We start from the raw sequence: 23,896 nt of genomic DNA on the forward strand, positions 1-23,896 counted from the left end.
TGGCCTGAAGACGGCGTCAACGAGGGACGCGCAGGGCCTGAGCGACCATGTCGACGCCGTAATCCCGCTCGGCTGCCGCGCGCGTGACCTTATCCTGCCGGAGGTCGCGTCCGAGATCCTCGAGACTGCGCTCTCCCGGAGGGCCGTAGCCGCCGGCCCCGAGGGTTTCAACGCGGATCGTCTCGCCAGCCTCAAGCGTCAGCCCCGACGCCTTGGAGTGCAGAATCTCCTCGTTCGGCGTCCCGGGATTGCGAGTGATACGTGTCACGCTGGAGGGAAGGCCGCCATAGATTCCAGGCGCCGCCACGATATGGGCGTCGGAACGGGCTGAAAAGGTTGTCCCGTCCTCGCGTATGCGGATCTGCCGCGCCATCCCCATGCCGCCGCGAAAGCGACCGGCTCCGCCGGAATCCGGCACAAGGCAATATTCTTCGAGGATCAGCGGATATTCGAGCTCAAGCGCCTCTGCTGGGAGATTGGTAGAATTTACTGTGTGCACATGCACCGCGTCCATTCCGTCCCGATCAGAAAAAGCGCCTGCGCCGCCTCCCATGCTTTCCGGATAAACGTAGGTTGCCTCCCGCTTGGCGTGCCAACCCGAAACTGAAATGGCCGAGGTGGAATCGTTGCATGACGCCATGCCCGCCTCTGGCGGCATTGCCTGGTAGAGAGCCCCGAAAACGGCGCCGCATAGGCGATTTGAGGTCACAGCGCGCGCAGCAACGGCCGAAGGGGCGCGCGGATTGACGATCGACCGCTCAGGCGCCTTGATGACGATCGGATCGATGCTGCCCTGGTTTGGCATAAGCCCCGGGTCAAGCACGGCGCGTACGCAGTAATAGACGGAAGCCTTCAGTGCGCTGTCAGGCAGGTTGATCGCCCCGCGAGCCTCTGGGCCGGATCCCTCAAAATCCAGCTCGAGGCTATCGCCAGCAACCCGCACCGTGCAGACAATGGGAACCGGCGCGCCGGGAAATCCGTCATCGTCCATGGCCCGCTCAAAGCGATAAGAACCGTCGGGCAGGGCCGCGATCCGGTTCTTCAGCCGGCGGCGGGTGTAGGTGAGGATATCCTCGATCGCCTGGGACACGGAATCCCAGCCCATGCGATCGATCAATTGAAGCAGCATGACCGCGCCGCGCTGATTGGTACCGATCTGCGTGCGCAGATCGAGCAAGCGCTCTTCCGGATCGCGCGTGTTGCACGCGATCAATTCGAGAAGGTCCTCATCAATCGATCCGCCGCGGGCGATCTTGATCACCGGGATCCTGATGCCCTCCTCGAAAATCGAACGCGATACCCCTGAGGTGGAGCCGGGGGTCTTGCCTCCCACATCTGCATGGTGGGCGATGTTGCCGCAAAAGAAGCGCACGACCCCGTCCTGATGCACCGGGCTGATGATCGAGATGTCGGGGAGGTGACTTCCACCTGCCAGATAGGGATCGTTGGCGATGAAGGCATCGCCGGGCGCCATGGAATCGAGCGTGTGACGGGAGAGAATGGTCTCAACCGCCCCCACCATGGCTCCGAGGTGAATGGGAATATGATCGGCCTGCGTAATGAGCCGGCCGCAGGCGTCAAACAAAGCCGTCGAACAATCCCGCCGCTCCTTGATATTCGAGGAGAAGGAGGATCGGATCAGGATCGAGCCCATATCCTCGGCAATTGCCAGAAGACGGTTGGAGAATACGTCCATCTGAACGGGATCGGCGATGCGGTCTGTGCTCATTGAGAGATCCTCACGATGAGGTTGCCCCAGGAATCGATCGAGCCGGTTTGGTCCGGAAGGATGATTGTGGTCGAACTCATTTCGTTGACGACGGCAGGCCCTGGAAACGCAACGCCGGAGGGCAGATTCTGACGCTGGTAAATCGTCGCCTCGCACCATCCGCGCCGGCGGTCGACATAAACAGGCCGCCGCCCGATCACGGCTGCTTCCAGTGAAGGGCCACCGGCCATCTCGCTCTGCGGCGCCTTTTCAACGGCCCCGATGGCGGTGACGCGCGCAGAGACGAATTCGACCGGCCGATGACGGATGTCATAGCCATATTCCTTGATATGCGCTTCGTGAAATCGCTCGATGGCCTGAGGAAGGTCATCAGCCCCCAACCCATCGCACGCGACCTTGATCTCGAAATTTTGTCCGCGATAGCGCGCGTCGAGCACCCGGCGGAACCGTCGCTTCTCGGCGGCTACATTCTCCCGGGACAGCCACTGGTCACCCTCCCCCTCCATCGTTTGGAACAGGGCGAGGACCTCGGTCCAGCGGGAGGGGGTCGCGTCCGAGAAGCAACTGCGGACGTAGTCGGAACTCAGATCGGTGAGGAGCATCCCGCGCGCGCAAACCGTGCCGGGTTCACGGGGAACGAGCACGAGGGGAATGCCGCATTCGACAGCGACATCTGCGGCGTGAAGAGGCCCTGCGCCCCCAAAGGCACACAAAGCGAAGTCACCAATGTCGTAGCCCTTCTCGATCGAGACAGACCGGATGGCACGGCTCATGTTGGCATTGGCAATTTGAAGGATGCCGTGGGCCGCCTCTTCAAGTGACAGTCCGAGGGGTTCGGCGATCAGGTCACGGATGGCCCGTCGCGAGGCCTCGAGATCAACCTGCATCCGCCCGCCCAGAAGCATGCCTGCGTCGAGACGGCCGAGACAGAGATTGGCATCCGTGATGGTGGGCTCCGTACCGCCCTTGCCATAGGCGACGGGCCCAGGCGATGCACCGGCGGAGCGAGGCCCCACATTCAGAGCGCCGGATTCATCGATAGACGCGATGGAACCACCTCCAGCGCCGATCACGTGAATGTCCAGCATGGGGGTCTTGACCGGGTACCCCGCCACGAGGCGGGCGCTCGTGAAGGCCGGCATGCTGTTCGCGATCAGGGATACGTCAGTCGATGTTCCGCCCACATCAAAGGTGATGAGGTTCGCAAATCCAGCCACGCGTCCGATTTCCGCCGCGCCGACAACACCAGCGGCAGGACCGGACACGCAGGTGCGAACAGGACTTTCCTTGACAGTTTCGATGGACATCAGCCCACCATTCGAATGAATCGTATAGGGAGCGACCCGAATGCCGACGGCGCGGACGCGCTCCTTGAAGCGTTCCAGATACTGTCCCATCCGTGGCCCGACGAAAGCGTTGACCGCCGTCGTTGACATCCGTTCGAATTCACGAAACTCCGGCAAGATGTCGGACGAAGCGGTTACATAGGCATCGGGCATCAAGGTGCGAACGAGGGCTTTCGCGCGCTGCTCATGCTCCGGCCTGCGATAGCTGTGCAGGAAGCAGATCGCGACGCTGTCCACATTCTGCTCTGCCAACGCCGCCACAGCGGAACGCAATGATGTTTCATCGAGAGGGATGATGATCTCCCCATCGGGGCCGACGCGCTCCGTCACCTCCAATCGCAGATCCCGCTCAATAAGCGGCGGCGGCTTCTGAACGCGATAGTCATAGATGGAGGGGCGCGCCTGGCGACCGAGTTCGAGGACGTCGCGGAAGCCCTTTGTCGTCAGGAGACCGGTGCGCGCGCCGCGCCGTTCAATGACGATATTGGTCGCCACCGTGGTGCCGTGCCCGAGATAGACCACATCAGCCGCGTCCATGCTGTTCTGGGCCAGCATGAGACGGAGGCCTTCCTCGATCGCCTCAGACGGGTCGTGGGGCGTGGATGAGACCTTGAAGAAGTGCACAGCACCATCGCTTTGATCAAGCACGGTGAAATCCGTGAAGGTGCCTCCGACATCGACACCGATCCTGTATTTTGACTGCATGACGCTCCAGGGCGGTAAAGCCAATTTGTATTATTGTCTTACAAGACTGGCAACCGGGAGATCAAGGCCGCACAGCGGTGTTTCTTCTCCTCCCGACCCATGCCGACGCTGCGCCGAGTGTCACCCGCCCATCTGCCAAACATTGTCGATGCGGTTGCACTGTTCTATGTGAGGTGCAAGCTGAAGGGGAATAGAATGCGTATCATCATGACAATCAGTGCGATTGGAGCCGTTGCGCTCTCTCTCGCCGGCTGCCAAACGGCTGAGCAATCGCTGGCGAGTGCCCAGGCGGTTTGCATGGATGCCGGCTTGCGGCCGGGGACGACAGCCTACGGCCGATGCACGAACGCAACGTATCAGCAGAACGTTGCGAATTCGAATGCGACCGCCAACGCTGTTGCCGTCGGGGCGGCCGCCGGGATCATCGGGGGCGCTGTTATCGCGGCGGAGTCGCGGCCCTATTATGGCGGCTATTACCGGCCCTATGGCTACTACCGTGGCTACTGCAATCGCTGGGGCTGCTACTGATCGGAAGACCGATTGAATCAGGCGGCGCAGCGTGTTCGCGCCGCCACTATCGCGAAATAATCTCCGCCGAATCCGTTCGTCAGTCTCGTAGAGGTACATGACGCGGGTAGCTCCGGTTCGATGGAGCAAACAGGAGAACACGATTGTCACGCCTCGTCGTCGTCTCGAATCGCGTTGCCGTTCCCGATGCCAAGGGGGCTGCAGGAGGCCTTGCTGTCGCCTTGAGGGAAGCCTTTGAGGCCTACCCAGGCCTGTGGTTCGGCTGGAGCGGAAAGGTCGCGGCACAGCCGGCGGCGCAACCGCGGTTGGTCGACAAGGGGCGCGTCCAATATGCTTTGATGGACCTGACATCGATCGATCGACAGGAGTATTACAGCGGCTTCGCCAACCGGGCGCTCTGGCCCACGATGCATTATCGCATCGGCCTGGCTGATTTCTCTCGCGCAGATTATGCCGGGTATCTCCGAGTCAACCGGACATTCGCCTCGGCTCTCGCGCGTTTGCTCAAGCCCGACGATTTGATCTGGGTTCACGATTATCACTTAATCCCGCTGGCATCGGAGCTACGCTCGCTCGGCGTGACCAACCGGATCGGATATTTCCACCATATCCCTTGGCCGGCTCCCGAGGTGTTCGCGACCCTTCCCGGCAGCACCCAGTTGCTGCGAGCGATCATGTCCTACGATCTTGTCGGCGTCCACACCGAGCGCGACGCCGATAATCTGCGGCGTGGACTGGTCCAGGAAATCGGCGCGGTTCAGCACAAGGGCGATGTCCTCGAGCTTGGCGACCGGCGTGCCCTTGTCAAAGGCTTCCCGATCGGCATTGATCTGGCGGGCTTTCAAGCAGCGGCGAACCGCTCGAGCACCCACCCTCTCGTCAGGCAGACGATTGCCGGATTGGGCTCCCGCAATCTGATCATCGGCGTCGATCGGCTGGACTATTCCAAGGGGATTCCGGAGCGCATGGAGTCCTTCGAGCGCTTCCTGATCAGCAATCCGGACCAGCGCGGACGGGTGACGTATTTGCAGATCGCGCCCACCAGTCGGAGCGAGGTTCCTGAATATGCCGAGCTGAGCCGGGCGGTAAACGATACCCTCGGGCGGATCAACGGATCGCTGGGCGAGCCCGGATGGGTGCCGATCCATTATGTCACCAGCACCTATCCGCGCCCCGTGCTGGCCGGCCTCTATCGCCTGGCAAAGGTGGGGCTGGTCACGCCGATTCGCGATGGCATGAACCTCGTTGCCAAGGAATATGTCGCGGCCCAGAACCCGGCAGATCCCGGCGTGCTTGTCCTGTCGAAATTCGCAGGCGCGGCACAGCAGTTGACCGACGCCTTGATCGTCAACCCTAACGACAAGTTCGAGGTTGCCGAGGCGATCCAGGTCGCGCTTCACATGAGCCTCGAGGAACGCATTCACCGCTGGTCGCGAATGATGAAGACATTGAAGTCCCAGGACGTGTCATGGTGGGCCTCGAGCTATCTCAACGCCCTGAAATCACGAAAAGTGCACGGGCCCGCACGGAGTAAAGTGAAGATTGCGGGAACGACCCATTAGCCCAGCCCTTCGGGCAAAGAGCTGCCTACTGCATAAAACATGACGCCAACGCTGATAATTCCGGCAGGTCGTGGATGGTTTCGATGCAGCCGTGATCGATGCCTCCTTTGACGTGATCGTCGCAGGCGTTAGCCTGTGATTGCAGAGCCTCGTGCCCTGCCTCCGTCCCGGTCGAGGGACTTCGCTTCCCTCGGCCGGGACGCCCAAAGGACGAAATCGCGCTGGACGTAGCGACTGCGTTCACCACATCCTTCCAAGAACAACTCAGCTGCATTACCCCCTGATCTCGGCTAGAACTTTGAGCGTGCGATCAGTCGTCGGGTTTCACCTTGGCTCTTGGAGGTCATTATGACGTTTCTCCAGCTATCTCGCCTTGCAGGGCTTTTGGTATTGGGCGCGCTGTGCGCCGGCGGGACGGCCAACGCGCAGTCTTCGCCGCCACCGTCGGTCACGGTTGCCAAGCCGGTCGTTAAAGAGATCACTGAATGGGATGATTTCATCGGGCGCTTCGAGGCGATCAACCAAGTGGATATCCGGTCTCGGGTGCCGGGATATCTGGACAAGGTTCACTTCACCGACGGGACCATTGTGGCCGCAGGCGCGCCGCTCTTCACAATCGATCAGCGACCCTATCGTGCAGCCCTTGAGCAGGCCGAGGCCACGGTCGCGTCAGCCCAGGTGGCCGTGGATTTCTCGTCGAATGATTTGGAAAGAGCGGAATCCCTGCGCCGGTCAGGGAATATTTCTGACCAGGTACTCGATCAGCGTCGATCCACCTTTCGGACTGCCCGCGCCGAACTGGATCGGGCGCAGGCGGCGCTCAGACAGGCCAAGCTTGATCTGGAGTTCACCGAGATCAGGGCGCCAATCGGTGGTCTGATCTCACGCAAGCTGATTTCTGAGGGAAATCTCATCAACGCCAACCAGACTGTGCTGACCAACATTGTCTCGCTCGATCCAATCCACTTCTATTTCGACGTGGATGAAAGGTCTTATCTTGCCTATTCGCGTCAAACGGCCGGCGGCACACAAACGTCGACGGCCACGGCACCGAACAATGTTCAGCTGACCATGACTGACGAGGGCGAGGCGAGACGCTCAGGTCGCCTTGATTTTCTCGACAACCGCCTTGACGCCGCCAGTGGGACGATTCGCGCGCGCGCGATCTTCGACAACAAGGACACCTTTCTGCGGCCTGGACTTTTCGGGCGCGTCAGCCTCAGAGGCTCCAACCCCTATAAGGGCGTGCTGATTCCCGATGAGGCGATTGCGAGCGATCAGGATCGCCGGATCGTCTACCTCGTCTCAGACGACAATTCGATCTCCGCGCGCGTCATCAGGCCAGGCCCAAAAATCGACGGGTATCGGGTGGTTCGCACAGGATTGACGGGCGACGAGACCGTCGTCGTCAATGGGATCGTGCGGGTGCGACCCGGCGTCAAGGTCACGCCGCAGATGACCACGCTCCCGCCTGTTCGCGAGCGCAACGGCACCTGACGCCAGTCACGATCGGAGACCTGCCATGCGGTTTGCTCACTTCTTCGTCGACCGACCGATCTTCGCAACCGTGCTCTCCGTCATCCTCCTCCTCGTTGGCGGGATCGCCTACACGACCCTTCCGGTCGCGCAGTATCCCGAAATCGCTCCTCCGACGATTGTTGTGCGAGCAAGCTACCCGGGCGCGGACGCTCAAACGGTTGCCGCGACTGTCGCCACTCCGCTTGAACAGCAGATCAACGGCGTGGAAGACATGCTCTACATGTCGTCGTATTCCACATCCGACGGATCTCTCTCGCTGACGATTACTTTCAAGCTTGGAACGGACCTCGACCAGGCCCAGGTGCTTGTGCAGAACCGGGTCGCGGTGGCCACGCCCCGATTGCCCCAAGAGGTGCGGACTCTCGGCGTGACGACCTTGAAGAGCTCGCCCGACTTAATGATGGTCGTTCACATGCTCTCCCCAGACGAGACGTACGATCAGCTCTACGTCTCGAATTATGCGCGCAACAACGTGCGTGACGTGCTCTTGCGGCTCAACGGTGTCGGCGACCTCATCATCTTTGGCGAGCGGCAATATTCCTTGCGGGTTTGGCTTGACCCTGAAAAGCTTGCTGCGTTCGGCATGACATCCGGCGACGTGGTGCGCGCCGTCCAGGAGCAAAACGTTCAGGTCTCTGGCGGCGCCCTTGGCGCGCAGCCCGCGCCGACAGACAACGCCTTTCAGGTTGTCGTGAAGACGCAGGGGCGATTTGAGGATCCGAGGCAGTTTCGCCAGATCATCGTGCGATCGACCGGCGACGGCAGGCTCGTCCGCCTGCAGGATGTCGCCCGGGTTGAACTCGGCGCCCAGGACTACGTCACGAATTCCTACCTTAATGGCAAACCCGCCGTCGCACTCGCCATTTTCCAACGACCAGGCACGAATGCGCTTGCCGCCGCTGACGACATCGTGAGGACAATGGGAGAGCTCAAGCAGAGGTTTCCTCCGGGGCTGGCCTACGAGATCGTCTACAACCCCACCGAATTCATCGCAGAGAGCGTACACGAGGTGTACAAGACGCTTTTTGAGGCGGTGATCTTGGTCGTCATCGTGATTTTGGTGTTCCTGCAATCCTGGCGCACCGCGATCATTCCAATCATCGCTATTCCGGTGTCGCTGATCGGCAGCTTCGCCGTGATGGCCGCACTGGGCTTTTCGATCAACACCCTCACCCTGTTCGGCATGGTCCTGGCCATCGGAATCGTCGTCGATGACGCGATCGTGGTGGTGGAAAATGTCGAGCGCAATATCGCGCTGGGGCTCAACCCAAGAGACGCCGCGCACAAGACAATGGACGAGGTCGGCGGCGCAGTCCTGGCCATTGCTCTTGTGCTGGCGGCAGTGTTCATTCCGACGGCGTTCATCCCTGGCATCACAGGCCAATTCTATAGGCAGTTCGCCCTGACGGTCGCTGTCTCGACGCTGATTTCAGCCTTCAACTCCCTGACCCTGTCGCCCGCACTTGCGGCACTTCTCCTGAAGCGGCACTCTCATGAACCTCCACGTCATGTGATCGCCCGCGCAGGCAAATGGGCAGCCAACCGTTTCAATCGCGGATTCGATTCCATGGCAGGCGGCTATGCTAAGTCGGTGGGCGGTCTTGTGCGGCACAAGCTCATTGTCTGGCCCATCTATCTCGGTCTCCTTGCTGGCACTTTGTGGGTGGCGAACGCTGTGCCGCGCGGCTTCATTCCGACGCTCGATCAAGGCTATGCGATCGTGGTCGTTCAACTGCCCGACGGATCGTCGCTGTCGCGCACCGACGCGGTCGTTCAGCGCGCATCCGAAATCCTGCGGGAGACGCCTGGCGTCCAGGACGCCATTGCTTTTGCAGGGTTCTCAGGCGCGACCTTCACCAACGCGCCGAATGCCGCTGCCATCTTCGCGCGCTTCAAGCCTTTCGAGGAGCGGATCGCCAATCGCCAATCGGCAAGCGCAATCATCGGTCAGTTGTTCGGCCGTCTGCAGACGATTCAGGAAGCCTTCATCATCGCGATCCCGCCGCCGCCCGTGAGCGGCCTGGGGAATTCCGGCGGCTTTCGAATGCAGTTGCAGGAGCGCTCCGGCGATGATCTTGACCGCGTTCTCGCGGCAGCGTTCGAATTGATGGGTCGGGCACGACAGAACCCGAATCTCTCGGGCGTTTTCACGACCTTCTCGGCCAGCTCCCCGCAGATCTACCTCGAGATCGACCGCGTGAAGGCGCGCATCCTCAATGTGCCTATCGCGAATATTTTCGAGACATTGCAGGTCAATCTCGGCACGGCCTACGTGAACGACTTCAATTTTTTGGGACGCATCTGGCAGGTACGAGCCCAGGCTGATCAGCGGTTCCGCGTCGAACAAGCCGATATCAATCGCTTGCGGGTGCGCTCGTCCACCGGCGCCCTGGTGCCGCTCGGCACTCTGGTGGAGATGCGGGATGTCGCCGGCCCGGACCTTGTCCAGCGCTTCAACATGTACACCTCGGTCCCGCTTCAGGGGAACGCTGCGCCCGGCGTGTCGTCGGGAACCGCGCTTGATACGATGGAGACATTGGCCCGCGAGATTCTTCCTCAAGGGACGAGTTTCGAATGGACTGAACTGGCCTTTCAGGAACGGCAGACTGGCAACACGGCGTCGCTGATCTTTGCACTCTCCGTGCTTTTTGTGTTTCTCGTCCTCGCCGCTCAGTATGAGAGCTGGTCGCTGCCGATCGCCATCATCCTCGTTGTTCCGATGGCCGTTCTGTCGGCACTGGTGGGCGTGATGATACGCGGGATGGACAACAACATCCTGACCCAGATCGGCCTCGTGGTGCTGGTCGGCCTGGCGGCGAAGAACGCGATCCTGATCGTTGAATTTGCCAAGCAGGCAGAGGATGAGCAGGGTCTCGGACCCATCCCGGCCGTTGTGGAGGCCTGCCGCCTGCGCCTGCGCCCGATCCTGATGACTGCGTTCGCATTCATCCTGGGGGTTGTGCCTTTGGTAATCGCAACTGGCCCCGGCTCAGAAATGCGCCAGGCCCTCGGGACTGCCGTGTTCGCTGGAATGCTCGGCGTCACCGTGTTCGGCCTGTTCCTGACGCCGGTCTTCTACGTCACGATCCGGCAGATCTCGCTCTGGCTCGGCCGGAAGAGCATGTCTGAAACCTCTCACCTGGCGCAGAGCGAAGCCGCCGAGTAGCGTCGCCATGCTGCACTGCAATAACGATCATCTGCTCCAGACGGGTGACAACACCGGTTGCCAATCCATATCATGAGGCTCCGCGGATTGTTCGATCCGCCGATGAGGTGTTCGATGTTGATCGGTGTTCCGTCAGAAATCAAAGACAACGAAGCTCGCGTCGGGCTTATTCCGACCTCTGTCCACGAACTGGTGCACCATGGCCATCGCGTGATGGTGCAATCGGGCGCCGGGCTCGGCGCAGGGCTTACGGATTCAGACTATATCCACGCCGGGGCAGAGATCGTCGACGGACCGGATCGGATCTTCGCCGATTCCGATATGATCGTGAAGGTCAAGGAACCGCTCTCCGAGGAGCGCAAGCGCCTTCGTCCCGGACAGGTCCTGTTCACCTATCTGCATCTGGCGCCGGATCCGGAACAGACCCGCGACCTCATCGCATCCGGCGCCATCTGCATCGCCTATGAAACCGTCACGTCGCCGTCCGGCGCCCTGCCCCTCTTGACCCCCATGTCCGAAGTCGCCGGGCGGCTGGCGCCCCAGGTGGGCGCGCACGCCTTGGAGAAATCACAGGGCGGCCGGGGAATTCTTCTCGGCGGTGTGCCCGGAGTGCCCGCAGCCTCGGTGGTGATCATCGGGGGCGGCGTTTCCGGCACCCATGCGGCGACCATCGCCATCGGCATGGGCGCGCGCGTCACGGTCGTCGATCGATCCGCGGACGCGCTCAAGCGCCTTTCGGCGCAGTTCGGCAGCGCGATTTCGACGGTCTACTCGACCCGCAGCGCCATCGCCGATCTTCTCAAGGAGGCTGATCTGGTGATCGGTGCCGTCCTGATCCCCGGTGCTGCCGCGCCCAAGCTTGTCACCCGCGAGATGATTGGGTCGATGAAAAAGGGGGCTGTTGTCGTAGACATCGCCATCGACCAGGGAGGCTGCTTCGAGACATCGCACGCCACGACGCATTCCAACCCGACCTATCTGGTGGACGGTGTGGTTCACTACTGCGTTGCCAATATGCCAGGAGCAGTCGCGCGCACATCGACCTTCGCTCTCAACAACGCGACGCTGCCGTTCGTCCTCGCCCTGGCCGATCTCGGCTGGCAGGAAGCGCTCCTGCGCGATCGTCACCTGCTCGCCGGCCTGAATGTGTGCAGAGGTGAGCTGACATGCGAACCTGTGGCTGAGACTCAGGGACTGGTGTTCGTCGATCCCCTTCTCGCCGTCCAGCGAGGGTAACCGAGCGGGCGTGGAAACTGCATTCGGTTTCAACGCGAGAAAACATCACGCCCTCCACGGCCTGTTGTTTCTGAGAGCGCCATCAACATTCTGAAAAGAGACGGCTTTTTGGGAATATCTGGCTTGTCCGCCTGTGGAAGGCGCTCTCCTGCAGCGCTTGCTGTGAGCATCTGCAATATATTTTAAGCTTGAAGTGTATTCTGTCGCGTGCTTCCCTTTCGTCGTCAGTCAGGTCCTGATCCAAAAATGATCACGGGCGGCTGCCAGGTCGCGCTTCGACGTTCCAGGACGGGCAACGTTCACACGACGCATCACAGGGGATGAGCATGCACCGCTTCACTTCACCCAAGGCAGTTGGCGCGGCAGCAACTGCCGCCCTCCTCTCGGCCACCCTCGCCAGCGCGGCACACGCCGCCAATATGAGCTTTGCCACACCGGGCGATGCTTACACGCTCGATCCGCATGCCATCAACAATACCTTCGTGCTCTCGATTCTCGGAAACGTTTACGAGCCGCTGGTCCGTCGCGCCGGTGACCTGTCCCTTGAGCCTGCACTCGCAAGCGCGTGGAAGCAGACAGATCCCTCCACGTGGCGTTTCGATTTGCGCCGTGGCGTGAAGTTCCAGGACGGTTCCGAATTCAACGCCGATGATGTGGTCTTCTCGTTCGATCGCGCCCGCGCGGGCGGTGTGAAGAACATGCTGACGACGATCGATTCCCTGACGAAAGTCGACGACTACACCATCGATATCAAGACAAAGGGTCCGGATCCGATCCTGCCCCAGGAATTGACCAGCTGGTACATCATGGATTCCGGCTGGGCCGAGAAGAACAACGCGGCAAAGCCTGGATCCGCCGACAATAAGACAGAGACGTTTGCCAGTCGGAATACAAACGGCACCGGGCCTTTCAAGGTGGTCGAACGCGATCCCAGCGTGAAAACCATCTTCGAGAAGAACGCAACCTGGTGGGACAAGCCCGTCCACAACCTAGACAAGGTGACATTCTTCGTCATTCCGAATGCGGCAACCCGGGTTTCTGCCCTCGTCTCGGGCGAGGTCGATCTCATTGACGGGCTTCCGCCCCAGGATGCCGAGCGCATCAAGACGGCCGAGAGCCTGAAAGTCGTCTCCGGTCCCGATCTGCGGGTCATCTACCTGCAGCCAGACATGGCGCGTGACGAACTCCAATACAGCAGCGTGAAGGGAAAGAACCCGTTCAAGGATGTCCGCGTGCGGCAGGCCATGCAACTGGCGGTCGACGTGGTGGCGATCCAGCAGAAGGTCATGCGTGGTTTCTCGGTCCCGACCGGCACGTTGATCGCCAAGGAAGTCAACGGTTACGATGCCGAATCCGGCGCCGTGATCAAACCTGATGTCGCCAAGGCCAAAGCCCTGCTTACAGAGGCTGGTTATCCTGACGGCTTCTCTGTAACACTGGACTGCACCAACGATCGCTTCATGAACGATGAGGCCATCTGCATTGGTGTCTCGGGCTCTCTGGCGCGCATCGGCATCAAGGTGGAACCACGGGCACAGACAGTCGGAAAATGGGCCCAGCAGATCAACCCGCCCGGCTACAATACCAGCTTCTCTCTCGTGGGATATACGCCCGCCACTTATGACGCCCACAACTTCCTCCAGACAATTGCGGGAAGCCGCAACGCAGAGGCGGGACGGGGCGTGTTTAACATCGGTGGCTACTCGAACCCAAAGGTGGATGAACTGATCGCGCAGATTCAGATCGAGACCGACACAACCAAACGGTTGGCCGCGATCAAGCAGGCATTTCAGATCATCAAAGCAGACGCGGGCTTCATTCCCGTTCATCAGCAGATGATCATCTGGGGCGTCAAGAAGAACATCGACGTGGTACAACCTGCCGACGGCAGTCTCCCGCTTCGCCTCGTCACCGTGAAGTAAGGGCGGTTCATGGTCGCCGAGACAGCCGACATTCTCGCTCGCCTGGTCGGCTTCCCGACTATCAGTGCTGCATCCAACCTCAGCCTTCTCGACTATGTCGAGGAGGAGGTGACTCGGTTCGGTGCCCGGGTGAGGCGTTTTCCGAACGCGGAGGGCGACAAGGCCAACCTCCTCGTGTCCGTCGGGCCGGACGAGCCTGGCGGGATCGTCCTGTCGGGTCACACCGATGTTGTGCCGACCGATGGGCAGATCTGGACCGGCAATCCCTTTGAGCTTCGCCGACAGAATGACCGGCTGATCGGCCGCGGTGCCACGGACATGAAAGGCTTTCTCGCCTGCTGTCTTGCCGCATTGCCGACGATTTCCGCGCAAGGGCTGCGTCGGCCGGTCCATTTCGCCTTCTCGTACGATGAGGAGGTTGGCTGCACCGGCGTCGGGCCGATGGCCGAATGGATCGGATCCTCGGCGCTTGCGCCCAAATTCGCCGTCATTGGTGAACCGTCATCCATGGAGTTCGTCAGCGCTCATAAGGGCGGCCTCATCGGATGGGCGACCGTTAAGGGCAAGCCGGGCCATTCATCGCAACCAGATCGCTACGTGAATGCGGTCATGGTGGCATCGCAATTGGTGGCGTTCATCGAGACCCTTCGCGTTGGGATGCGCGACGGCCCATTCTTTGAAGGCCTCGATCCTCCCTATTCGACCATCCAAGTGAACCAGATTGCGGGCGGCAGCCACGGCAACATCGTCGCAGAGACCTGTCGGTTCTTCTGGGAGATGCGGATCATCCCGGGCCAAAGTCCCGATGCGGTCTTCGACACCATCAAGCGCTATGCTCACGATGTGCTCGAACCCGCGATGCACCGCGTCGATCCGGGAACCGGCATCATGTTTGAGGTACAGGCTTCCATCCCCGCACTCGCGCCCAACGACGACACCGATCTCGAACGGGACATTCTCGCCCTGCTCGGAAAATCGCAAACCTTGCGTGTTCCCTACGGGTCTGAGGCGGGCATCTTCCAGCAGGCCGGCATCCCCTCGATGATCATTGGACCCGGCGACATCGCCGATGCCCATCAGCCAGACGAGTCCATCGGGGTTCTGGAACTGTCCGATTGCGTGGAATTTCTGACCCGTCTGACGCGCACCTATTGCTGAGGACAATCTGACTCATGCTTCGCTATTTCGCGTCACGGACGTTCCAGGCGGTGATCGTGCTGTTCATCATCAGCCTGATCGGCTTTGCACTCGTGGCAAATCTCGGCGATCCGCTGGCGGCCTTGCTCAGTCCCGATGCAACGGAGGCGCAGCGTGCCGAACTGGCGGCGTCGCTGAACCTGAACGCGTCATTTGCGGAGCGTTTCCTGAGCTTTTTCGGCGGATTGTGGCGGGGCGATTTCGGCATCTCCTATCGCACTCATGAACCCGTCGCCCATCTCATCTGGGATCGTCTCCCCGCGACGATCGAGCTGGCTTTTGCGAGCCTCATCCTCACGCTCGTGATCGGAATTCCGGCGGGCGTTCATTGCGGCGTGCATCCAAAATCGATGCTGTCACGGGCCATCATGTTCTCGTCGATCATCGGCGTGACATTACCAACTTTCGTTGCCGGAATTCTTCTCATCCTTGTCTTCGCGGTGAAACTCGCGTGGCTGCCATCCTTCGGGCGCGGCGGGGTCGTCGATCTCGGGTTCTGGAAGACCGGACTTCTGACAGCATCGGGATGGCGTGCGCTGATCCTGCCCGCCATCACGCTATCGCTGTTTCAGGTCACCTTCATCATCCGAATGATCCGCACCCAGTTGCTGGAGGTTGGCCAAACCGAATATATCCGTTTCGCGCGCGCGCGCGGCCTCACCGAAAGCCGGGTCTGGTATCTGCACGCCTTGAAGAACACGCTCCTACCCGTGGTCACAATCATCGGCCTTCAACTCGGAAACATCATCGCGTTTTCAGTGGTCACCGAGAGCGTCTTCGCTTGGCCGGGGGTCGGCCTTCTCTTCCTGCAATCAATCCAGTCTGCCGATATCCCTGTGATCTCGATCTATCTCATCCTCATCGGCGCGATATTCATCATCATCAACCTCATCGTGGAGCTGACCTACCCGGTCATCGATCCGCGGGTTCTCAGGAGCCGGTGATGTCGATCGCGACTGAAACACTCTCTCACCGCAATCGCGCCATCCAAGGTTTGGAATGGCTATGGCAGTCCGTCCGCACGGCCCCGGGGCCGAGCCTCGCAGGGCTCATTGCTCTGTCTCTGGTGCTGTTTGCTTTCGTCGTTCCGCTCGTGATCAGCAGTTCCCCATTCGATCCTGCAAATGCCGATCTGCTCAACTCTTTGAACCCACCCTTCTGGTCCGAAGGGGGGAGCATGGTGTTTCCCCTTGGCACGGACGATCAGGGACGGGATCTTCTGACGGCTTTGGCCTTCGGCCTCAGGACATCACTGATCGTCGGCATCCTGTCCGTCATCATCGGCCTGGTCATCGGCGTCTCGTTGGGGCTTATCTCGGGATTTGCCGGAGGCGCTGTCGACACAATCATCATGCGGGCTGCCGACGTGCAACTCGCCTACCCCGCCCTGCTCCTGGCCATGATCATCGATGGCGCCATGCGTCAGGCGCTCGGGACGTCGCGCGATACCAACACGGCCATTGCCATCGTCGTGGTGTCGATCGGCATTTCGTTCTGGGTCCAGTATGCCAGGACAATCCGCGCATCCGTCCTTGTGGAGAGGGAGCAGGACTACGTGGCCGCCGCGCGGGTTACCGGTCGGAGCCGGCTCGCGATCATCGCCCTTCACATTCTTCCCAACATCATGGCACCGGTTCTCGTCATTGCCACGATCAATCTCGCCATCGCGATCATCACGGAGGCGACGTTGAGCTTTCTGGGCATCGGCATTCCGCTCACGCAGCCATCGCTCGGAACACTGATCCGTAACGGCAACAATTTCCTGCAATCCGGCGAATGGTGGATCGTCGCGTGGCCTTGCGCGGTGCTCATGCTCTTCGTGTTCTCCGTCAACGTGTTCGGAGACCACTTGCGCGATGTCTTCAACCCGCGCCTCAGAACGAGGCGCTGAGGATGACACCCATTCTTGAGGTCAATGACCTCACCGTCACCATGAAGCGCCCCTTCAGGACGCTGACAGCTCTGGACCGTGTAACGCTCACTATCGGCAAGGGCGAGGTCCTGGGGCTCGTGGGCGAGTCGGGAGCCGGAAAGTCGCTGACCGGTGCGGCGATCGTGAACCTCCTCGTCCCGCCCCTGCGGCAGACAGGCGGCTCCATCGCTCTCGCCGGGAGGCGCATCGACACGCTATCGCGCGACGACATGCGCAAGGTTCGCGGGAGAGAGATCGGTTTCATCTTCCAGGATCCCTCGACCAGTCTCAATCCGGTTCTCTCCATCGGGCACCAACTCATTGAAACGATGATGACCCACCTTCCGATCGGTCGCGACGAGGCACGCCGCCGTGCCATCGCGTGGATCGACCGGATCGGGATTCCGGAAGCCGAGCGGCGGCTCGACCAGTATCCCCACGAATTCTCCGGTGGCATGCGCCAGCGCATCGTGATCGCGCTCGCGCTTTGCGCCGAACCCTCCCTCGTGATCGCGGACGAACCGACGACGGCTTTGGATGTGTCGGTTCAGGCGCGGGTGCTGCAGTTGCTGAAAGACCTGCATGGGGAGACGGGCGTTGCCATGCTGCTGATCACCCACGATCTCGGTGTCATCGCGAAGATGGCTGACAGGGTCGCGGTTCTGTACACGGGTCGCGTGGTTGAGATCGGCCCCACATCCGCAATCCTCAACAGCCCTCATCACCACTACACGCACGGCCTGATGAAGGCGACGCCGACACCGAACATGCAGACCCAGAGGCTCGATGCCATACCGGGTTCCATGCCCAATCTCGCGGCGATTCCGAGCGGGTGCTCATTCCATCCCCGGTGCCCGCGCAGCGACGCGACCTGCCGTGATCATCTTCCGCGGCTGTCCGGGGTTGAAAGCGGATTTGCGTGCTGGCACCCCCTGTCTGCTGGAGGCACCTCATGACGCGGGATGATCTCCTCGCCCTTGACGGCGTCAGTCGTACCTTTGGCGGCCAACCGACGTTTCTCTCCGGTCTTCTTGGCCAGAGCAATCAGGGAACCCGCGCGGTCGATTCGGTCAGCCTGACGATTCGACGCGGCGAAACGCTGGGGCTCGTCGGAGAGAGCGGTTGCGGAAAATCAACGCTCGCGCGGATCGTCGCCGGTTTGATCAAGCCTGACCGCGGAACGATCACGTTCAAGGGTCGACCCAGCGCATCCGCGGCGTCAGCACGGCCTCGGGTTCAGATGATCTTTCAGGATCCCTTTTCATCGCTGAATGGACGCTGGACCGTCGGGCGCATCGTTGCCGAACCCATTCGCGTTCACAACCTGCGCAAGGGTTCGGCTGTCCGCGATCGCGTGGCGGAATTGCTTGAGCAGGTTGGTCTCTCAGCGGCCGATGTGGTCAAGTATCCGCATGAATTTTCGGGCGGCCAGCGCCAGCGTATCGCTATTGCACGCTCACTGGCCGGAGAGCCCGATTTTCTCATTCTGGACGAGCCGACAAGCGCCCTCGACGTCTCCGTTCAGGCGCAGATCCTGAATCTCCTGAAGGATCTGCAACGGGACTTGGACCTGACTTACTTCTTCATCACGCACAATCTCGGCGTCGTCCGGGTGATCGCGGACAGGATCGGCGTGATGTATCTGGGCCAGATCGTGGAGATTGCCGACAATCCCACGCTCTTCGAGGCGCCGCGCCACCCCTATACCCGTCTGCTCCTCGATGCAGCCCTCGATCTGGATACCTCGGACCTGTCGCTCCATCCCATTCCTGGCGAATTGCCCAGCCCGCAGTTTCCGCCACCCGGCTGTCGGTTTCAGTCCCGCTGTCCGCGAATGAAGCAGATTTGCATCGACGTTGAGCCGGTGCTGACTTACGAGGGAGAGAGCGCCGTTCGCTGCCACTTTCCACTATTGTCGGACAGACAGGCATCCTTCCCGGCGTAGTGGTCTGCTGGTCAGCGGCATCACGGCTTCTGTCGCGTTTGCGAAGGTTAAAGATCCTCATGCGCCGATCTCTTGATACGCTCGCCATCTGTACGGTGCTGGTTCTGTGCGCAAGTTGGGGACTGCAGCAGGTCACCGTCAAGCTGGCCCTGCCGACATTTCCCCCGATGACTCAGATGACGATCCGCTCCGTAGGCGCAGGCGCGATGGTTCTGGTCTGGTGCATGTTCACGGGACGCGGGAAGCTGCTGGCGCGCGACGGCAGCCTGTTTTGGGGTCTGTTCGCCGGATCCCTCTTCGCCATCGAGTTCATGATGATCTATACCGGCCTGCAATGGACCGAGGCGAGCCGCGGCACCGTGTTCATGTACACCGCGCCGTTCTTCGTCGCACTTGGCGCCATGTGGCTTCTGCCCGAGGAACGATTAACTCCCATCCAATGGGTGGGCCTTCTCCTCTCGTTTCTGGGCGTCGTGCTCGCGCTTGGCATGCCGAGTCTCGCGCGTTCTCCCCTCGCCTTCTCAGGCGACCTCCTGATCCTCATGGGCGGCGCCTTGTGGGGAGCAACCACGCTTGCCATCAAGGCAAGCCCCCTGCGCGCAATCTCGCCGGAAAAAGTCCTTCTGTATCAGCTCGGCATGGGGGCGGTTGCGGGCGTCATCGGCATGCTGGTCCTGGGAGAAAGGCTCGGAGCGCCGACGACAGCAGCCGTCTGGGCGATGATCTATCAGACGGTCTGGGTCGCTGGCATCACGTTCCTGCTGTGGTTCAAGCTGCTGGCCATCTATCCGGCCAGCAGATTGCAGGCGGGCACATCCCTGTCGCCCTTGTTCGGGGTACTTGGGGCTTTCGTCATTCTCGGTGAACCGTTATCGATCAGCCTCGTGCTGGCTGCCCTGCTTGTCGTGTCCGGCGTCATTCTGGTCAATCGACGATAAGGACAAAAGACAATCAAACGGTCGCGGGACGCCGCCGGCGAAGCCGCCGCCCCGTCTGCTCTTCGAGCGCCGTTTCCAGAATGATGAGTCTCTGCTCGGTAATCTCGGTGATCCTGGCAGGGTCGCCATTCTCGATCGCCTGCATCATCCTCTCGACGAGTTCGATCGCGAGCGCGAGGTCCGCCCTCGTATGCAGCGTCTTGTAGCGAAGCGGCTCCACCCAGTGCAGGAGGAGATCCATCAATCGGACAATCAGACTGTTGCGTGTCGCGCGCGCAATCGCCAGATCGAACCGCATCGTGGCGATGATGGTCGAATGGACGTGATCCGGAGTAATGGTTTTTGCCGACGGCTTTGGCAACGATCCCAAACCGAACGCAATCGCCTCGCGCATCAGGTCGTAGTCGTCATCTTCCGCATATTGCGACGCAATCTGGGTCACCCAGGGAAGAATCAGGCGGCGAACTTCGAGCGCTTCGTCGATCTCACCGGGGCGCATTTCGGGCGACACGGCAATAAACCCGAGCGGCACGATCTCGCTCGTGACGAAAGTGCCGCCCCCGGCACCGGGCCTCACCGTCAGGATATTCGCCTCAACGAGCAGCTTCACGGCTTCGCGAACCGTCGGGCGGCTGACCTGCATCTGCTCGGCCAGGCTGCGCTCGGAGGGAAGACGCGAGCCGATGCGGAAGAACCCTGTCCTTACGGCATCCGCAAGCCGCCGGGCCACCTCTTCACTGGGAAGGGTGACACGCACCGGCTCGAAATGCCTGATCGCGGCTTCGTTCTTCATAATACCCGTTCGTCGATCCACTCACACTGAGGCCCCACGGCCGCAACCCTGTCACGCCCCCAGATAGGCTTTTTCGATTGCCGGATCACGTGAAATTTCAGTTGGTGTGCCCTGCGCAACTATACGCCCCAGCTCCATGACATAGACATAGTCAGCAACCCGGAGCGCTTGCTCGGCATTCTGCTCGACAACGAGGAACGTCGTGCCCTCACGCCTTCTGATTTCAAGAATTGCCGAGAACAGTGCCTCGAAGATCAACGGCGCGAGCCCGAGCGAAGGCTCATCGAGCAGGATCAGCTTCGGGCGCGCCACCAGGGCACGGGAAACAGCCAGCATTTGTTGCTCGCCTCCCGATAGCGACCAGCCCAATTGATCCTTTCGCTCCTTCAGGCGCGGAAAAAGCTCGTGAACCTGCGCAAGCGCGGCATCCCAGCCGCCGGGAGCCTTCCGGGTGGCGGCGGTGCGCGCAACCATCAGGTTTTCCTGCACGGTCAGGCCCGGAAACACGCGTCGGCCCTGGGGAACATGGCTGATTCCCCTGGCGACGATGGACTCGGCAAGCATGTTCTGAATGGGCTGCCCCTCGAAGAGGACTTCGCCAGACATCGCCCGCAGCAGGCCGGAGAGTGTATTCATGAGCGTTGTCTTGCCGGCGCCATTGGCGCCCAGCACAGCAACGATCTGGCCAGGCTCGACCTTCAGAGACATGCCATGCAGGACGGCGATCTCGTTGTACCCGGCGTGGAGGTTGTCAATGGTGAGCATGGCGCTTCCGACCGAGATAGGCGGCGATGACGTCTTCGTTCTCGCGGATGGAGCGGGGATCACCCTCGGCAATCTTGCGTCCGAAATTGAGCGCGACGATGCGGTCCACGAGGCCCATCACGAACCGCATATTGTGCTCGATGACGATGACAGCGATACCTGAGGCCTTCAAAGTTCGGATGAACACCGCCAGTTCCTCGGCTTCGCCCTGTGACAGCCCGGCGCAAGGCTCGTCCAGCATCAAGACGGACGGCTCTGACGCGAGAGCACGCGCCACCTCGAGAAGCCTGCGCTGGCCGTAAGAGAGGCTCGAAGGCTCGGCGTCCATATAGCGGGCGATGCCGACCCGTTCGAGAAGCGAGCGAGCGCGCTCCCGCGACTCTCGTTCTTCTCGCCGAGCAAAGGGCGAGCCCAGAATGCTGCCGAAAAGGGTGGAGCGCATGCGACAGGTTCGACCGACCAGGACATTCTGCCCGACGCTCATGCCCTGGAAGATCTGCAGGTTCTGGAATGTCCGGGCAAGGCCGGCCGACGCAATGGCGTTTGGAGGCAGGCCGGTGAGCGTGCGCCCACGATGGACAACCGTGCCGCCATCGGACGCGTAGACGCCGGAGAGGATATTCAGCATCGTCGATTTGCCGGAACCGTTGGGCCCGACAAGACCGAGAATCTGGCCTTCCTCCAGTGTGAAGCTCACACCATCGACCGCCGTGAGCCCGCCGAAGACTTTGCTGACGTTGTTGACTTCAAGAAGCGCGCTCATGCGATCAGCCGTGCTCGTTTGAGGAGACGACGCCCGAGACCCGCAAGCCCATCCGGCATGCCGATGACGCAGAGCCAGATGGCGATCCCGAAGACGATGAGATAGTAGTCCTTCACGAAGCGGAGCGCCTCGGGCAGGACGATCAGGAGCGCAGCCCCGACCACCGGGCCGACGACCGTCCCGCGGCCACCGATCAACACCATGGCCAGCAACGTTGTCGTCAGCCCCAGACCGAAGAATTCCGGGCTGATGAACCGCATCGTGTGTGCGTAGAGGCTGCCGGCGATGCCCGCCAGGACGGCGCTGATCGCAAACGACATCATCTTCATGGCCGACGTATTGACGCCGCACACTTCCGCTCCAATCTCGGCATCGCGGATCGACATGAAAGCGCGTCCAAACCGCGAAATCTTGAGGCGCCACACGAACAGGATGGCGAGAACCGCAAAGAACAGAAGCAAGTAGTAGAGCGGCGTCGCCTGTCTGAACGAGTAACCGAAGATGTCAGGCCGCGGAATCCCCGACAACCCGGACGAGCCATGGGTGAGGCTATCCGCGCTGCGGATGACCAAGCGGATGACCTCGCCCAAGGCCAGCGTCAGCAGGGTGAGATAGTGACCCTTGATCCGCAGCGCCGGAATCGCGATGAGGAAGCCGATAAATCCGGTGAGAACAGCAGCCCCCAGAAGACCGACGAGAAACGGCGCGCCCGTCGACATGACAAGGATCGCGCTCGTATAGGCCCCGATTGCGAAAAGCCCGATATGGCCGAATGACAGCAGGCCCGTGAAGCCGAGCAGAACGTCATATCCCAATGCCAGGATGATGAAGATGAGAGCTTGATGGGCAATGCCGAGTTGGTAATTGCTCTTCAGGACGAGCGGAAGCAGAATTGCAATGACAAGCAGCACGACGAGCGCGAGCGCCTTGTAGAGGCGAGACCTTGCGCGAACGGTATCGACCATCACAGCTTCTCCGCAATCCGCTCGGGAAAGAGACCGCGCGGCCGCCACAGCAGGACCGCGATGATGATGACGAACGAGATACCATCCTTGTATTCGGACGACACGTAGGACGCCCCCAGCGCCTCGACGATTCCAATGATGAGCCCGCCGAAAACCGCGCCCTTCAGGCTTCCCCAGCCACCGACGATCGTGGCGGCCAATCCCTTCAGCATCAGACCGAAGCCCATGGTGGTCGTGACAACGAAAAGCGGCGCCACGAGAAAGCCCGCGAGACCCGCCAGGGCCGCTGAGAGGCAATAGGCGAAGGTTCGCATGTGCCGGATGCGGATGCCCATCAGTCGCGCGGCCGTGGGATCCTGCGCTGTCGCCTGCAGGCGAAGGCCCATATCGGTCCCGGTCAGCCAGATCTGCAATCCGCCAATCAGGATGACAGCGGCTGCGATGATCAGCATGTTGTGCGGGAAGACGGAGATCCCGCCGATATCGATCACCCCGGTCCCGAAGAAGGTGGGAAGCGTCAGCGCATACGGTCCCCAGATGAGGGTCGCCAAGGCCTGCATCGTCACGGCAATGCCGATGGTCGCCGTCACCGTGGTCAGGAAGTGCTTGCCTTCAAGAGGCGTGAACACGATCCATTGGAAGAGGTAACCCATCGCGGTGCAGATCAGCACGGTGAGAAGAAGCGCCAGCCAGAGCGGCAAGCCGAAGACGCTGACCAGCGTCACCCCGATGAACCCCCCATAGGTGACCCATTCGCTATAGGCGAAGTTGACGACGCCGGCGGCGGCGATCGTCAGCGTGAAACCGAGCGCCACGAAGGCATAAATGCAGCCCATCGTGACGCCGCTCAGGGCAACTTGGAGGAAAGTGTCCATCGGGAGATCG

General features: G+C 61.0%; 19 protein-coding genes. 12 read left to right on the top strand and 7 right to left on the bottom strand.

The annotated features are described in order from the left end of the window. Positions 1-16: 16 nt before the first annotated feature. Both J4G32_RS02455 and J4G32_RS02460 read right to left on the bottom strand, forming a co-directional pair. Positions 17-1,729 carry a hydantoinase B/oxoprolinase family protein gene (locus J4G32_RS02455; RefSeq protein ID WP_210483927.1) on the bottom strand — a complete coding sequence of 571 codons (1,713 nt, stop codon included), beginning with the start codon at positions 1,727-1,729 and terminating at the stop codon, positions 17-19. After that, positions 1,726-3,780, bottom strand: a complete 2,055-nt coding sequence (locus tag J4G32_RS02460) for a hydantoinase/oxoprolinase family protein (protein ID WP_210483930.1) — start codon at positions 3,778-3,780, stop codon at positions 1,726-1,728. Before J4G32_RS02460 ends, J4G32_RS02455 begins: the two co-directional genes overlap by 4 nt. A 195-nt stretch (positions 3,781-3,975) precedes the next feature. On the opposite strand from J4G32_RS02460, the gene J4G32_RS02465 reads away from it, so the two are divergent. The 12 genes from J4G32_RS02465 (at position 3,976) to J4G32_RS02520 (ending at position 19,725) form a co-directional block, all read left to right on the top strand. Continuing rightward, a complete protein-coding gene (locus J4G32_RS02465; protein ID WP_210483932.1) occupies positions 3,976-4,308 on the top strand; it encodes a hypothetical protein in 333 nt (110 codons plus the stop codon). Between the two features lie 143 nt (positions 4,309-4,451). Then, a complete protein-coding gene (locus tag J4G32_RS02470; protein WP_210483935.1) occupies positions 4,452-5,870 on the top strand; it encodes an alpha,alpha-trehalose-phosphate synthase (UDP-forming) in 1,419 nt (472 codons plus the stop codon). A 348-nt stretch (positions 5,871-6,218) separates the two neighbouring features. Beyond that, positions 6,219-7,367 (top strand): efflux RND transporter periplasmic adaptor subunit, encoded by a 1,149-nt coding sequence (locus J4G32_RS02475; protein WP_210483938.1) that lies wholly within the window; start codon positions 6,219-6,221, stop codon positions 7,365-7,367. 25 nt (positions 7,368-7,392) lie between these two features. Then, entirely contained in the window at positions 7,393-10,575 is a 3,183-nt protein-coding gene (locus J4G32_RS02480; protein WP_210483941.1) for an efflux RND transporter permease subunit, read from the top strand. A 114-nt stretch (positions 10,576-10,689) separates the two neighbouring features. After that, positions 10,690-11,811: an alanine dehydrogenase gene (gene ald, locus J4G32_RS02485; RefSeq protein ID WP_210483944.1), complete on the top strand. Its 1,122-nt coding sequence runs from the start codon at positions 10,690-10,692 to the stop codon at positions 11,809-11,811. A gap of 326 nt (positions 11,812-12,137) precedes the next feature. After that, a complete protein-coding gene (locus J4G32_RS02490; protein ID WP_210483947.1) occupies positions 12,138-13,733 on the top strand; it encodes an ABC transporter substrate-binding protein in 1,596 nt (531 codons plus the stop codon). A gap of 9 nt (positions 13,734-13,742) precedes the next feature. Next, positions 13,743-14,891 carry an acetylornithine deacetylase gene (argE, locus tag J4G32_RS02495; protein WP_210483962.1) on the top strand — a complete coding sequence of 383 codons (1,149 nt, stop codon included), beginning with the start codon at positions 13,743-13,745 and terminating at the stop codon, positions 14,889-14,891. Between the two features lie 14 nt (positions 14,892-14,905). Continuing rightward, on the top strand, positions 14,906-15,874 hold the full coding sequence (locus tag J4G32_RS02500) for an ABC transporter permease (RefSeq protein ID WP_210483964.1): 969 nt from the start codon (positions 14,906-14,908) through the stop codon (positions 15,872-15,874). Next, positions 15,874-16,821: an ABC transporter permease gene (locus J4G32_RS02505; RefSeq protein WP_210483967.1), complete on the top strand. Its 948-nt coding sequence runs from the start codon at positions 15,874-15,876 to the stop codon at positions 16,819-16,821. The genes J4G32_RS02500 and J4G32_RS02505 overlap by 1 nt, the downstream gene beginning before the upstream one ends. Before the next feature lie 2 nt (positions 16,822-16,823). Beyond that, positions 16,824-17,798 carry an ABC transporter ATP-binding protein gene (locus J4G32_RS02510; protein ID WP_210483970.1) on the top strand — a complete coding sequence of 325 codons (975 nt, stop codon included), beginning with the start codon at positions 16,824-16,826 and terminating at the stop codon, positions 17,796-17,798. Then, entirely contained in the window at positions 17,795-18,787 is a 993-nt protein-coding gene (locus tag J4G32_RS02515; RefSeq protein WP_210483973.1) for an ABC transporter ATP-binding protein, read from the top strand. Before J4G32_RS02510 ends, J4G32_RS02515 begins: the two co-directional genes overlap by 4 nt. A gap of 59 nt (positions 18,788-18,846) precedes the next feature. Continuing rightward, complete coding sequence (locus J4G32_RS02520) at positions 18,847-19,725, top strand: DMT family transporter (RefSeq protein WP_210483976.1); 879 nt, start codon at positions 18,847-18,849, stop codon at positions 19,723-19,725. A gap of 13 nt (positions 19,726-19,738) precedes the next feature. On the opposite strand, the gene J4G32_RS02525 is transcribed toward J4G32_RS02520, so the two are convergent. From J4G32_RS02525 to J4G32_RS02545, 5 genes are read right to left on the bottom strand one after another with little or no spacing between them, the layout of a single operon-like run. Next, on the bottom strand, positions 19,739-20,518 hold the full coding sequence (locus J4G32_RS02525; RefSeq protein WP_210483979.1) for a FadR/GntR family transcriptional regulator: 780 nt from the start codon (positions 20,516-20,518) through the stop codon (positions 19,739-19,741). A gap of 51 nt (positions 20,519-20,569) precedes the next feature. Beyond that, the gene (locus J4G32_RS02530) at positions 20,570-21,283 is read right to left on the bottom strand and encodes an ABC transporter ATP-binding protein (RefSeq protein ID WP_210483982.1); all 714 of its coding nucleotides are present in this window, start codon (positions 21,281-21,283) and stop codon (positions 20,570-20,572) included. Further along, the gene (locus J4G32_RS02535; RefSeq protein ID WP_210483984.1) at positions 21,270-22,046 is read right to left on the bottom strand and encodes an ABC transporter ATP-binding protein; all 777 of its coding nucleotides are present in this window, start codon (positions 22,044-22,046) and stop codon (positions 21,270-21,272) included. Before J4G32_RS02535 ends, J4G32_RS02530 begins: the two co-directional genes overlap by 14 nt. After that, positions 22,043-23,011 (bottom strand): branched-chain amino acid ABC transporter permease, encoded by a 969-nt coding sequence (locus J4G32_RS02540; protein ID WP_210483999.1) that lies wholly within the window; start codon positions 23,009-23,011, stop codon positions 22,043-22,045. The genes J4G32_RS02535 and J4G32_RS02540 overlap by 4 nt, the downstream gene beginning before the upstream one ends. After that, positions 23,011-23,886 carry a branched-chain amino acid ABC transporter permease gene (locus J4G32_RS02545; protein ID WP_210484001.1) on the bottom strand — a complete coding sequence of 292 codons (876 nt, stop codon included), beginning with the start codon at positions 23,884-23,886 and terminating at the stop codon, positions 23,011-23,013. The genes J4G32_RS02540 and J4G32_RS02545 overlap by 1 nt, the downstream gene beginning before the upstream one ends. Positions 23,887-23,896: the final 10 nt, after the last annotated feature.

The sequence above is a fragment of the Microvirga antarctica genome (assembly GCF_017921815.1).
Taxonomy (GTDB): domain Bacteria; phylum Pseudomonadota; class Alphaproteobacteria; order Rhizobiales; family Beijerinckiaceae; genus Microvirga; species Microvirga antarctica.

Excerpts from the sequence above, each read along its gene's own strand:
- J4G32_RS02455 (WP_210483927.1), bottom strand. The coding sequence starts at position 1,729 with ATGAGCACAGACCGCATCGCCGATCCCGTTCAGATGGACGTATTCTCC.
- J4G32_RS02460 (WP_210483930.1), bottom strand. The coding sequence starts at position 3,780 with ATGCAGTCAAAATACAGGATCGGTGTCGATGTCGGAGGCACCTTCACG.
- J4G32_RS02465 (WP_210483932.1), top strand. The coding sequence starts at position 3,976 with ATGCGTATCATCATGACAATCAGTGCGATTGGAGCCGTTGCGCTCTCT.
- J4G32_RS02475 (WP_210483938.1), top strand. The coding sequence starts at position 6,219 with ATGACGTTTCTCCAGCTATCTCGCCTTGCAGGGCTTTTGGTATTGGGC.
- J4G32_RS02480 (WP_210483941.1), top strand. The coding sequence starts at position 7,393 with ATGCGGTTTGCTCACTTCTTCGTCGACCGACCGATCTTCGCAACCGTG.
- ald (WP_210483944.1), top strand. The coding sequence starts at position 10,690 with ATGTTGATCGGTGTTCCGTCAGAAATCAAAGACAACGAAGCTCGCGTC.
- J4G32_RS02490 (WP_210483947.1), top strand. The coding sequence starts at position 12,138 with ATGCACCGCTTCACTTCACCCAAGGCAGTTGGCGCGGCAGCAACTGCC.
- argE (WP_210483962.1), top strand. The coding sequence starts at position 13,743 with ATGGTCGCCGAGACAGCCGACATTCTCGCTCGCCTGGTCGGCTTCCCG.
- J4G32_RS02500 (WP_210483964.1), top strand. The coding sequence starts at position 14,906 with ATGCTTCGCTATTTCGCGTCACGGACGTTCCAGGCGGTGATCGTGCTG.
- J4G32_RS02505 (WP_210483967.1), top strand. The coding sequence starts at position 15,874 with ATGTCGATCGCGACTGAAACACTCTCTCACCGCAATCGCGCCATCCAA.
- J4G32_RS02510 (WP_210483970.1), top strand. The coding sequence starts at position 16,824 with ATGACACCCATTCTTGAGGTCAATGACCTCACCGTCACCATGAAGCGC.
- J4G32_RS02515 (WP_210483973.1), top strand. The coding sequence starts at position 17,795 with ATGACGCGGGATGATCTCCTCGCCCTTGACGGCGTCAGTCGTACCTTT.
- J4G32_RS02520 (WP_210483976.1), top strand. The coding sequence starts at position 18,847 with ATGCGCCGATCTCTTGATACGCTCGCCATCTGTACGGTGCTGGTTCTG.
- J4G32_RS02525 (WP_210483979.1), bottom strand. The coding sequence starts at position 20,518 with ATGAAGAACGAAGCCGCGATCAGGCATTTCGAGCCGGTGCGTGTCACC.
- J4G32_RS02530 (WP_210483982.1), bottom strand. The coding sequence starts at position 21,283 with ATGCTCACCATTGACAACCTCCACGCCGGGTACAACGAGATCGCCGTC.
- J4G32_RS02535 (WP_210483984.1), bottom strand. The coding sequence starts at position 22,046 with ATGAGCGCGCTTCTTGAAGTCAACAACGTCAGCAAAGTCTTCGGCGGG.
- J4G32_RS02540 (WP_210483999.1), bottom strand. The coding sequence starts at position 23,011 with ATGGTCGATACCGTTCGCGCAAGGTCTCGCCTCTACAAGGCGCTCGCG.
- J4G32_RS02545 (WP_210484001.1), bottom strand. The coding sequence starts at position 23,886 with ATGGACACTTTCCTCCAAGTTGCCCTGAGCGGCGTCACGATGGGCTGC.